11 protein-coding genes are annotated in these 11315 nt (G+C 51.9%); 6 read left to right on the top strand and 5 right to left on the bottom strand.

Annotated elements, in window-relative coordinates; all coding sequences use genetic code 11:
- The first annotated feature begins 287 nt into the window (after positions 1-287).
- The 6 genes from HOV93_RS22800 to HOV93_RS22775 all read left to right on the top strand — a co-directional run bounded on the left by HOV93_RS22800 (position 288) and on the right by HOV93_RS22775 (position 5268).
- Positions 288-1511, top strand: a complete 1224-nt coding sequence (locus tag HOV93_RS22800) for a DUF1444 family protein (RefSeq protein WP_207398860.1) — start codon at positions 288-290, stop codon at positions 1509-1511.
- A gap of 155 nt (positions 1512-1666) precedes the next feature.
- A complete protein-coding gene (locus HOV93_RS22795; RefSeq protein WP_207398859.1) occupies positions 1667-2578 on the top strand; it encodes a protoglobin domain-containing protein in 912 nt (303 codons plus the stop codon).
- Positions 2575-2982, top strand: a complete 408-nt coding sequence (locus tag HOV93_RS22790; RefSeq protein WP_207398858.1) for an STAS domain-containing protein — start codon at positions 2575-2577, stop codon at positions 2980-2982. Before HOV93_RS22795 ends, HOV93_RS22790 begins: the two co-directional genes overlap by 4 nt.
- 56 nt (positions 2983-3038) lie before the next feature.
- Entirely contained in the window at positions 3039-3380 is a 342-nt protein-coding gene (locus HOV93_RS22785) for an ATP-binding protein (protein ID WP_207398857.1), read from the top strand.
- A complete protein-coding gene (locus HOV93_RS22780) occupies positions 3380-3970 on the top strand; it encodes a SpoIIE family protein phosphatase (protein WP_207398856.1) in 591 nt (196 codons plus the stop codon). The genes HOV93_RS22785 and HOV93_RS22780 overlap by 1 nt, the downstream gene beginning before the upstream one ends.
- Entirely contained in the window at positions 3967-5268 is a 1302-nt protein-coding gene (locus HOV93_RS22775; protein ID WP_207398855.1) for a PP2C family protein-serine/threonine phosphatase, read from the top strand. The genes HOV93_RS22780 and HOV93_RS22775 overlap by 4 nt, the downstream gene beginning before the upstream one ends.
- Here the strand turns inward: HOV93_RS22775 and HOV93_RS22770 are convergent.
- The 5 genes from HOV93_RS22770 to HOV93_RS22750 all read right to left on the bottom strand — a co-directional run bounded on the left by HOV93_RS22770 (position 5261) and on the right by HOV93_RS22750 (position 10915).
- Positions 5261-5770: a class IV adenylate cyclase gene (locus tag HOV93_RS22770; RefSeq protein WP_207398854.1), complete on the bottom strand. Its 510-nt coding sequence runs from the start codon at positions 5768-5770 to the stop codon at positions 5261-5263. The two genes, HOV93_RS22775 and HOV93_RS22770, sit on opposite strands and share 8 nt — an antisense overlap.
- Positions 5771-5785: 15 nt before the next feature.
- Positions 5786-7048: a diaminopimelate decarboxylase gene (gene lysA, locus HOV93_RS22765; RefSeq protein WP_207398853.1), complete on the bottom strand. Its 1263-nt coding sequence runs from the start codon at positions 7046-7048 to the stop codon at positions 5786-5788.
- 147 nt (positions 7049-7195) lie between these two features.
- Complete coding sequence (locus HOV93_RS22760; protein ID WP_207398852.1) at positions 7196-8881, bottom strand: hypothetical protein; 1686 nt, start codon at positions 8879-8881, stop codon at positions 7196-7198.
- Between the two features lie 395 nt (positions 8882-9276).
- A complete protein-coding gene (gene infA / locus HOV93_RS22755; protein WP_105331308.1) occupies positions 9277-9498 on the bottom strand; it encodes a translation initiation factor IF-1 in 222 nt (73 codons plus the stop codon).
- Positions 9499-9751: 253 nt separating this feature from the next.
- A complete protein-coding gene (locus HOV93_RS22750; protein ID WP_207398851.1) occupies positions 9752-10915 on the bottom strand; it encodes an N-acetyltransferase in 1164 nt (387 codons plus the stop codon).
- Positions 10916-11315: the final 400 nt, after the last annotated feature.

Below are 11315 nucleotides of genomic sequence, written 5' to 3'. Positions count from 1 at the left end.
ATCTTCAAAGTGTCAATCAATGGATCCGCCATTAATTATTCTTCGGCCCCGGTCTGTTCCAAAGCCTCAATCTTTCCAATTATCGACGAATATATTGACGGATTTTCTTAAGAATAACTGAAAGATACCCAGATTTCCAACCGGCTATGACGTTACGGGACTGCGGAAAACCTCAATCCGAACAAGCCCCCCGATAGCGTTTTTCGTTGGTGAAGACTGCTTAACACGATAGAATAGCGTTGAGCTTTCCATCGCACCGAACTCGCCACGTTAAAGCAGCATGTGCCATGGATTTACTTCGATACCTATTTGGTACGTCCAAACGCGATCAATTCGCCGAGCGCCTGATGCATAGCGTCAAGCAAGCCGGTGAGAGCCGAGAGATCCGCTACGAAAAACAAGCGTACCAATTTAGTTTCTATGACCAAGGGGAACTGGCAGGGGTTGCCAATCTGGGCAACATCTTTGGTGAATACGATCGCCTTCCTGAGAAAGAACAGGAAGCATATTTAGGCCAAGTTACCCGAGCCATTCTTTCGCATCACAAGTCGATTCCAGAAGAGTTCGAGGACGCTCGCCCCGACATTTTGCCGATCGTTCGTAGCCGAGCTTACTTGGAAATTGGCAATCTGGAACGACGGCTTCGCGGCGAACATTCATCGGAAGCTACCTCGACGATGGTGGGTGAACACTTACTCGCCTTGCCGATCTTCGATCTGCCAGAAGCGATGCGAACCGTTGACGCGGCACGCATGAATCAATGGGGATGCTCGATTTATGAGTTAATGGAAGTTGCCCTGGAAAACCTGGAAGAGATTGCAGCCGGCGTGACCACGCTCGACGACCGGGTCTATCTCTTCCGTAACCAAGATCACTACGACGCTTCGCGGCTTTTGCTAACAGACCGAATTCGTCAGCTGAAAATACGAGGCCTACCGGTGGCGATGGTGCCGACTCGTGATTGTTTGATTGTTACGGGAGAAGATGATGAAACCGGTCTAAAGTTGATGCACGAACTGGTTTATCAATATGTCCACGACCCGCGGCCGATCAGTCTCACTCCGTGTCGTTTGACAACCGAGGGCTGGGAGACATGGCTGCCCCCTCGGGATCATCCCCACCGTAGCGTATTTTTTGACTTGCATATGCAGGGGCAAGCAGCCGAATATCGTGAGCAACACGAAGCCATTGAAGTTGGGTTCGCTCAAACAGGACAAGAAGGTTTTGTAGCGAATTACTATCTGCACCGCGATTTGAAGACACGTCAACTTCATTCCTACTGTGTGTGGCCGGAGTGCTTACACGCTCTTCTGCCTAAGAGTGACGTCGTTGTGTTTATGGATAGTTCTCACATGAAACCATTGGCAAGTGGAACATGGGAAGTGGTTCAAGAGGCACTGGGATCTCAGATGGAGGATCTGAAAACGTACCCGCCACGTTTTCGGGTACTTGGTTTTCCTAGCGAGAAATCGCTACGGCAAATCGGTTCAATTCCTCGTTTTCGCCTATAGATTAAGGAGTTTATGAGAAGCAAGATATTGGCCAGAATGCTCGACTATGCGCTAAAGCCGAACTACGATAGACCTGCTGCTAAACGCGAGGCTTCGTTGACTGTAACGCATCTGGACTCACTACACAAAAAGCCATCTACCCAATAGACAAACCCATGACTGCGCATTGTGATCTCGGAAATTTGTCGGCAAGCGAACTTCGAGAACTCTATCATGTCACGGAAGAGGATCTCGAATTAATAGTCCAATACGGTCAAATTGTTTCTCCGCATTTGGACACCTTCATCGAACAGTTTTACGAGTGGCTACGGACTCAGCCTGAGTTCGACCTCTACTTCTCAGATAATGCGACACTGCATCGAGTGCAATCTCAGCAGAAACGCTACTGGGAAGATTTTTTTTCCGCAGACATTAGCGAGGTGTACGTTCAGAAGCGGAAGTCGGTCGGAGCGAATCACGCCCGAATTGGCCTGCCGTTGCCAACCTATGTTTCTTCGATGTACCGTTCGCTGCGGATCTGGACGGACGTCCTGTACGATCACAGTTTGGCACCGGAACGCTACGCGCGTTCGCTCAAGGCAATCACTAAACTGATCATGCTAGATACGGCAATTGTGGTCGACACCTTTATGCGACAGACCAATTGCATCATTTCCGAACAGCATGATTCTTTAATGCAGATGTCGACCCCGGTGACGGAGGTATGGAACGACATATTGATGTTGCCGATCGTTGGGATTATCGATTCCAAGCGTGCACAAGACATCATGACAGCCGTGCTGCACAAGATTGCTGATACGCATTCACGCTGTCTAATTCTCGATATTAGCGGCGTCGCGGTGGTTGATACGGCCGTGGCAAACCACTTAATCAAAATCACCAAGGCGACTCGACTGATGGGGTGTACCTGCACAATTTCAGGCGTTTCGCCGGCAATTGCCCAGACAATTGTGGAACTTGGCATCAACGTAGGAGACATACGCACCACCGCGACGCTAAAGGACGCCTTGCGGGATGCGTTCAATGACTTGAATTTGGTTTTACATGAAGATGGAACCTCTCCATGATTCACGATTCCGCGGAAGTGCCGCGCGTTCCCATGCAACTGACTAGTGGTTGCCTGGTGGCGTCGATTCAAATCGACCTGAACGACGAGGTCTTATTCCGCTTTAAAAGAGACTTGTTGGAAGAGATACGCCTGACACAAACGCGGGCCGTGTTGCTCGATGTTTCAGGTGTCGACATCATGGACCGTGTCGAATTCGAGGCGATCCGCGAGATCATGCGGATGTCTCGTTTAATGGGTGCACGTTCGATGCTCGTCGGGATGAAGGCCGAGATCGCTTGCTCTTTGATGGACTTTGATCTTGACCTTCGCCAAATTGAAACGGCCCTGACGCTCGATCGGGCTTTTCAGCAATTACAACCAAACGGGGACAATAACGGAGGCCGCCACGAGTCAACGCGATGAACCTGCCGGAGATGCGGATATGGATCAGTACAGAAGCAAACTTAGTTCGATCGATCATGGCATCTCGCAAGATGGCCGAATCGGCAGGGCTTCAGGCAAACCAGGTTGCGTTGGTCGCAACGGCCGTTTCGGAATTGGCTCGTAACATCATCAAATACGCCCATCATGGCGAAGTGATTCTTCGCTATGTCACCCATGGGCCGAAACAGGGAGTCGAGGTAGTCGCCTGGGACCATGGTCCCGGGATTGAATGTGTTGAATCGGCTATGAGCGATCATCACAGCACCGGCGGAACACTGGGATTGGGACTTCCCGGTGTGAAGCGTCTCATGGACGAATTCGAACTAGAATCCGAAGTCGGCAAGGGAACCAGGATTACGGTGAGGAAATGGAAGTAGTGACACCTCGTAAATTGGAATCCGGTAGCTTCGTCCGAACGGCTGTCGGGCATTTCGTTGGTGGCGATCTGGCGATTGTTCAGCCGCACAACGACTATTTATTTCTCGCACTCGTGGATGTTCTGGGGCATGGACCGCAGGCTTATTCCACAGCATTGGACCTGGAAGAAGTCATTCTGGGTTGGAAAGATAAGTTTGACATTCTCACCTTGATGAAAGCGCTGCACGAACATCAAAAGCAAGGTCGTGGTGCGGTCATCAGTCTCTGCACGATCGAAACACTTTCAGGAGACGTGCGTTACGTGGGAATTGGGAATGCGACATGTCGCACGATGGGAGAGCACCCGCATCATCTGCTTACGAGGGAAGGAGTGGTCGGCCACACATTGCGAACGCCCTCGGTAGAACGAATGACTCTCGACCAGCATGACATCCTGCTGCTCTACAGCGATGGGGTTTCGAGTCATTTTGAGATGGAAGAACCATTCCAACTTTTTTTCGATCCGCTAGATCAGGTCACCCGTCGCGTGGTCGAACAGTTCGGCCGAGACCATGACGATGCTTCCTGCATCGCTGTGAGGTACGCATGAGGACACACCTGGGTGACATCCGAATTTTCGATCAATCTGCGGTCGTGGAAGTCCGCACGAAAGTGTTCAGCCTGACTACGGCATTTGGCTTTGGCTCGGCCATGTCGACCCGCATTGCAACCACACTTTCAGACCTGGTTCGACAGCTGCTCCAAAACTCGGAACCAGGTTCGATGTTTGTTGATCTTGAAGATGCACAAGGGCAACTCATCCTTGGCCTAAGGTTTCTTACCTCGGAAGCGGTTCAGATTACGCCAGCGCTGCGGGAGGTTTTTGATGATGTGCGACAGCTCTCCAATGGCGAGGCCGTCAAGGAGATCACACTTCGGAAAACGATTCGTAACATGCCGGGTTCACTGACTCCGGAGTTTCTTGATTTTCAGCGTGACCGCATCAGCCTCAAGTCACGTGCCGCATTGGTCGAGGAACTGCGTGAAAAGAACCAGCAACTGGAAAGATATAATGCCCATCTCGAGGAACTGGTTCGAGAACGTACCAAAGAACTGGAACTAACTAACCATCGTATGCAACGTGATTTGGATGCAGGCGCAGAGTACGTAGCACGGCTAATCCCTGAACCGATCACGGGGCAGATTTCAATTGATTGGCGTTACGTTCCCTCCGAAGAGCTTGGTGGAGACGCCATGGGATACCATTGGCTCGACCCCGATCACATGGCGATCTATCTACTCGATGTCACCGGGCATGGAATAGACTCGGCGCTCTTGGCCGTCAGCATCATTAACGTGGTTCGAGGGGCGTCCTTGCCTGGGGCTGACTTCCGTAATCCTAGCGAAGTCCTCAAACAGCTCAATCAGTCGTTCACCATGGATCTGCACGGCAATAAACTTTACACCATGTGGTACGGTGTTTTCCATCGGCCGTCGCGTACATTGACATGGGGTGGTGGAGGCCATCCCGACGCGCTGCTGTACGTCAACGATTCGCGCGAACCGATCCGGCTTGCATCAGGAGGGCCTTTGATGGGCATGATTGATTGGCCTCACTTCGAGACCGATTCGATCGTCATTGAATCGCCTTCAAGTTTGTTTCTCTACAGTGACGGCGTATTCGAGATTCATAAAGAGGATGGAGGTGAATGGACGTTTGATGAGTTCGTCGACTTCATGAACATGTCGGTGCCCAAAGGGGATACCAAGATGGACGACCTTTACCGATACGTCCGTGAACTATGCGGCTGCGAGCAACTAGGAGACGACTTTTCGATCCTCGAAATTCGTTTCAATCTGCCTGATGAGCCTGGCAATGTTGTGCAGGGGGCCGGGGCGTCTATTTAAAGAGATGATCGAGGTAGGCACCCTCGACCAGGTCCTCGCTTTGGATCCCCAATTTCTGCATCAGATGGTGAGCAATCGCTTCCCCTTCCGGCTCAGCTTGGGAGGGATCAAGCACGACTTCCAGTTCCAGGTAGCTGCCTAAGTCTTCGACCTCGTCCAAGTGAATACGCGTTTGTCCGATCAGGTAGAGCGTTCGCGTCTTCTTGACGTTACCCAGTGATTCCAGTGCCGAAGTCAGCAATTGCGCGAGTTGCTCGGGCTGAGAAATCGGAACGCGATTGTAGTCAGAAGTCTTGGGGCCTGCCGAGTCAGAGCGGCGATAAAAAATCAATTCGGCATGTTCGCCATTAATCTGACGCAGCTTCAAACGCCCCTCAGGTACGCGAAAGAATTGATCGATCTGTTCAAGAACGACCGGACCCGAGTCCGCGATTGGTACGATACGGTCTTCGATTTCCGATCGCTGAGAAAGTCGGGCCTTGATTTCAATATTCCGAGCCACAAGAGGTTCTCGCTCTTAAATCATTTCGTCGGCAATAAAGCCCTCGAATGTTTGGCGACGGCGAATGACGCGCGCTTTACCTTCTTCGATCATCACCTCCGCTGCCAGCGGCTTCGAGTTGTAGTTAGAACTCATGCAGTAGCCATAAGCCCCGGCACATTCGATGACCAGTAAGTCACCCACCGCAGCCGGCGGCAGTTTACGAGCGCTGACGAAGCCCCCTTCTTCTTGCGTGAAGATGTCGCCTGACTCGCAAAGAGGCCCACCCACGATCACGTCGTGTTCTTGGCCCATTTCCTGACCGTCCTTGCGCGCCACGGATATCGGATGGTAGGCGCCGTACATGATCGGACGAGCTAGGTTGTTGAAGCCAGCGTCGGCGACGTAGAAGAGGTTGTCCCCCATCTGCTTTACGGCGCGAATCTCAGTAACGAGGTAGCCAGCTTCGGCGGAAAGATATCGGCCCGGTTCAATTTCGAGTGAGATACTATGGTCGAAAGACTTTTCCAGTGTCTTGCGCGTGGCGTCCCAAAGCTCGAAGTACTTCTCTAGATCGACGTACGTTTGCTCGCTGTTGTAAGGAACAGGAAGTCCGCCGCCGGCGCTGATCGTCTTGATGCTGCGGCCCACTTCCAGGGCTGCTTTTTCCATCGAGTCGCAAACCTGCGAGAGGTGATGCAAGTCGGTACCGCTTCCGATATGCATATGCAGGCCCGTAATCTGAAGCCCATTGGCGTCGGCTAGCAGAAGGCACTCGTTCAGTTGCTCGTGCCAGATACCGTGCTTCGATTGTTGGCCGCCGGTATTGGTCTTCTGGCTATGGCCATGTCCAAAACCGGGGTTGATGCGTAATGTGATTTCGCGACCCGGAGCCACTTCGCCCAACTGACGAATCATATCGGGAGAGCCACAATTGACGTGCAGCCCATGCTCGATACACAGTTCCAACGCTTCGCGATCAAAGATGTCAGCAGTATAGACGATTGGCGGAGGGTCGCCGTGAACTTCGTATCCGGCCGCGAGGGCTCGGCGAATCTCCCAGGCACTGACCGCATCGACGACCACATTGTTTTCCCGAACAAGTTTCAAAATTGCCAAGTTCGAGCAGGCCTTCTGGGCGTACCGGATGACATCGAACGCGGCGAGGTCTTGGATTCGCTGAACGATCGTAGCGGCGTCGTACACATAGGTCGGCGTACCGAATTGGGTAGCCAACTGTTTGACGGAAACGCCGGCGATTTCCTGACGTGAGGTTGAGAACGTGGGGACTTGTGGCATAGCGAGCACCAAAACTAAAAAGGGCGTGAATCGTAGACTTTATTGTAATGAGACACGCGATTTCGCCCACAGGGCACAAAAAAAGAGACCTTTCCGAAAAAAGGTCTCTCTTGGATCAATCCACTTTGGCGATGTGCCGAGTGTGCATTAAAAAGCGGGGGCTTCTTCAAGCTCGGTATTGGCACCACCAGCGTTCTGGGCAGCTACTCCGGCGCCGATTGCCTTGATGACGCCTTCTTGCAGCAGAACACGTATACGCATGTAACGCTGTTCCATGTCAACGGTTACCAGGAACTTGTCCACACCGCCAGAAAGGGCTTCGACAGCGGCATCTACGCCTGGTACCGGCTGAGGACTGCTCTTCTGGACCATCTTTAAGATGGGCAGAAGCGCAACTTGCATTTGTAAAACGCCAACCTTGGTGTCGGCTCCGGCAACCGATTCGTCAATCGCCTTCTTCAGACGTGCCATGGCGTCGTTGCCACCAGCGATGTAGACGCTCTTTTCGCCAATGCCAAGGATCACTTCGGGGTTTTCACCCAAAATTTCCTTTGCTTGGGGTGGAGCGTCGTCGAGAGGAACTTGCATCACGTGCAGGCGAATCGTCTGGTAGGTGTCGGCGTCCCACTTTACCGATGGAACTTCTCCTTCGGCCGCGGCGAGCTTCAGCATTTCCTTCACGCCATCTTCGACGCGTTGACCGTCGGCGACATGGGCACCGGCTAGAAACGTTCCTTTGCCACCCGCGAGGTCCAGCATCATAGAGCCGTCCAACGAGCCGGTTCGGGCTGTTTCAACCAGGGTGTCGATGGCTAGGTCGATCACCTTTTTGGCGGACTCTAGTTCGTCGCCTTCCAGTTCTCCTTCGCTTTCCAGCTGACGGATCCCTTGTTCACGCAGGTCGTTCATCTGCTTTTCCATCCGAGCGATGTCGGTTTCGGAAAGCTTTTCGGTAACCTGGAAATTGACGGCTGCGTCACTGTTGGTGAAGCCAGAGAACTCGGTAGTCAGGTCGGTGTTCATCGCCATCGTCTTAGCGAGGTCACTTCCTTCGACAGCCGTATAGGCGAAGTCGAGGTAAGTACCTTGCTGCGTTGCATCGACATTCCAACCAATGATGAAGTCTTCCAACTCGGTGAACAGGCGTTCCATTTCCGCCACCTGATCGGCGATCTGCTTCTTACGAGTGGCGAACTCTTCGTCCGTTTCATCGGCCTCTTGTTCTAGCGACAATTCGATCCCCGTCTTCATCTGTTCGATGATGACGTTGCGGTAGATCTCGGGAATGTTGCCAGGAAAGAATTGAAGGGCCAGGTCGTACTGCTCTGGTAGATCTTTGAGGAACGCAGTGGGATCATCCAAAGGGTTGGCCAGCTTTTCCTGATCCATCGCCAAGATAGCCCAATTGCCAGCATCCTTCACGAAGATGGGCATCTGGTTGGGGGTAAACATCTTGATGCCTTCGCCAACGTCTTGCGGAGGACCAATCTGCTCGGTTGCTGTGGTGACCAGCTTGTCGAAGTCGGATACCGGAAGATAGGCGGTCGGTGCGAATTCCTGGCCGTTGGTCATGACGACCACACCAACGGGGCGAGACTTGTCGATCCCGGCGGTAAACGGAGCGGTCAGCAGGGCCGCCATTCGGCCTGCATCGGTCTGACCTGCGGCGTCGGCCAAGTACTGAACGTCGGCTAGGACCTTCTTCACTGGGGCAACTGAAACCACGGCTACCGGTTTAAATTCGGCATCCTGAGCATGAAGTGCGACCAGCGGCATCGCTGCAAGCAACAAGCCTGCAATAGCCAGTCGACCACTTTGGATGAATTTGTTCACAGTGTCTGTCTCCTGAGAGGTGATCTTTATCGGAACTCTGTCCCCGGCCAATCGGATGGATGAGAAGCCGATTGATGGCCTGACTTTAGTGGGACTTTCCAAATGTACCGCAGACCGGGTGCCCGTTAAAGCCAAGGCAACAAGCAAGGGGCGATGCGCGCGTACCGAGTCCGTAGAACCTACCCGGCGGATTGAATAGCAGTTTCACCCAATGAGCAAAATGTTTAGATTGCTTGAGTAATTCCCCAACGGGGATGGGCGTAAGATCGCCTAAAACCATTGACCCAGGTGAAATACGAACCATACCCGAATGAAGTCACTCAAGAACGAGAGCGCAGTCATCTAACCTGGGGGGGAACTGGGCGAGAGTGCAGAGGCCTCCCGCTGTGCGAGCTTTAACGCTCTCGGAAGACAATTCGGCCTTTGGTCATGTCGTATGGGGAAAGTTCCACTCGGACACGATCGCCTGGAACAATACGAATAAAGTGCTTACGCATTTTACCAGCCACATGGGCCATAACCGTTGGGCCAACGTCCAGTTGGACGCGGAACCGCGTGTTGGCAAGTGCTTGCGTCACTGTGCCTTCTACTTCGAGGGCCTCTTCTTTCTTAGACATAATACTCCTTGAGGTAATCTACTTATGCTCATGTAATAGGGACAATGTCAATCGTCCCAGCATTAGTATATCGGGAAGCCCTTTAAAATCAAACGCAGATTGCGCGCCGTTGAAATCCGGTGTGAATCTAATCAACCGACTAGGTAAAGTCGATTACAGGACCAAGGCGAAACTTCGTAGCGTCATCCCCAATTTGCGAAAGAAGAGGCTTTAGGGCATAGTTAGGGGGCAAAGAAGAGCAACAGTCGACGCTTTATGTCGCGCTGTCCCCCGTTGTGTTGATCGCATTCTCGGCAGGAGCATAGTCAAACATTCGGTAGGTCTTCGACTTCTTCGCCCCGCCTCGTTCCAACGACGCTCGAGAGAGATGATTACTTTCGAGAACCCAGGAAAACTCGACCTCTTGAACCCCCCACTTCTTGATATCTGGGACCAAGCGTTCCAGGATCACCAGGCCGATACCCCATCGTTGGTATTCAGGGACTACATTAGTCGAGATCAATCGCATGTTCTTGATCGCCTTTTTATTCCATAAAAGGCGCATGAATCCAAACGGAAACAGCTTCCCGTTGATCTGCTTGATGCGTGGATTGTAGTCGAGCATGCCAAACATCGAACCGATGACCTTGCCGTCCACTTCGCAAACAGAAGTCAACTCAGGTACCAGCAAGTGCTTCATATCGTCGGCCATCTTATCGACTTCAGCGGTGTCGATCGGCACGAAACCCCATGTTCCGACCAATGAGCGATTGTAGTTATCTAAAAACGTATGGACGTCTTCCTTGAAGCGTTTTCGATCCATGCGCCGCAGCTTTAAGTTGAAACGACTTTTGGCTTCGTCAACGATGAATTTCAGTTTCGGATCTAACCCTTCCAGCATGTTGATATGGCCCCAATACGCGTACAGGTCTTGGGTTTTCTCGTATCCGTAGTCGGTAATCAACTTCTCGTAATAGGGAGGGTTATAGGTCATCATGAATGCCGGCGGGCTATCAAAACCCTCAATCAGAGTGCCGATCTCATGGTTAAGTGAAGGGTTGGCTGGCCCCCTCATCTTCTGGATGCCTTGCTCGGAGAACCACGATTTCACCGCATCAAACAATGCGCCGCTAACTTGCGTATCGTCGATTGACTCAAAGAATCCCCAAAAGCCGCGCTGCTCGTCGTACCGCTCGTTGTGGCCCACGTTCAAAATGGCAGCAATACGTCCGACTACCTGTCCTTCGCGACGAGCTAAAAAACACTGGACCTTATTTCGCGCATAAAACGGATGGGGGGCAAAGTTAACCAGTTCCTTCAGATTTTGCCGTAGCGGTGGTATCCAGTTGGGGTCGTCCCGATATAAGTCCCATGGGAACTCGACGAACTCGTTTTGCTGCCGTTTGGTAGTAACAGGCTCAGTGGTGATCGAGGACATTCGTCTCCGCTTTGGTCGAAGGTGATGGACGAAAAATGAGAAACCGCAATCATAAAACGGTTAGAGAAGTCCGTTACTACTTATGAGTAAAATGCCCTGCCAAGTAGGTCGCAAACTTGCTCAACAATACCGAGATGGCTCATCTATCGCAAACCCAGACCTAGATTCGACGCTCGCCCGGAATGCCACGAAGCTTCTCGATAACGCGAAACCGATGAAATTTTCAAGAAAATACTTTAGGAGTGTGACAAATTTGCAATAATCTGAAATTCATATGAACAAATTGATATGAACTTTACCGGCATTAATCTGTAAGATAGACGATTGTGAAATAGCTAACCAAGTGAATCCATTGAAATGAAACTAGCCGTGCTTGCGCGGCTAGGATCGGCCCCACAGG

The organism is Bremerella alba, assembly GCF_013618625.1.
In the GTDB taxonomy this organism is placed as follows: Bacteria; Planctomycetota; Planctomycetia; order Pirellulales; family Pirellulaceae; genus Bremerella; species Bremerella alba.
Note: the sequence above shows the minus strand (reverse complement) of the source record. Positions and strands in the feature narration are given on the sequence as shown.

What these genes read in the sequence shown, in the direction of transcription:
- HOV93_RS22800 (WP_207398860.1), top strand. Translation starts at nt 288, where the DNA reads ATGGATTTACTTCGATACCTATTTGGTACGTCCAAACGCGATCAATTC.
- HOV93_RS22795 (WP_207398859.1), top strand. Translation starts at nt 1,667, where the DNA reads ATGACTGCGCATTGTGATCTCGGAAATTTGTCGGCAAGCGAACTTCGA.
- HOV93_RS22790 (WP_207398858.1), top strand. Translation starts at nt 2,575, where the DNA reads ATGATTCACGATTCCGCGGAAGTGCCGCGCGTTCCCATGCAACTGACT.
- HOV93_RS22785 (WP_207398857.1), top strand. Translation starts at nt 3,039, where the DNA reads ATGGCATCTCGCAAGATGGCCGAATCGGCAGGGCTTCAGGCAAACCAG.
- HOV93_RS22775 (WP_207398855.1), top strand. Translation starts at nt 3,967, where the DNA reads ATGAGGACACACCTGGGTGACATCCGAATTTTCGATCAATCTGCGGTC.
- lysA (WP_207398853.1), bottom strand. Translation starts at nt 7,048, where the DNA reads ATGCCACAAGTCCCCACGTTCTCAACCTCACGTCAGGAAATCGCCGGC.
- infA (WP_105331308.1), bottom strand. Translation starts at nt 9,498, where the DNA reads ATGTCTAAGAAAGAAGAGGCCCTCGAAGTAGAAGGCACAGTGACGCAA.
- HOV93_RS22750 (WP_207398851.1), bottom strand. Translation starts at nt 10,915, where the DNA reads ATGTCCTCGATCACCACTGAGCCTGTTACTACCAAACGGCAGCAAAAC.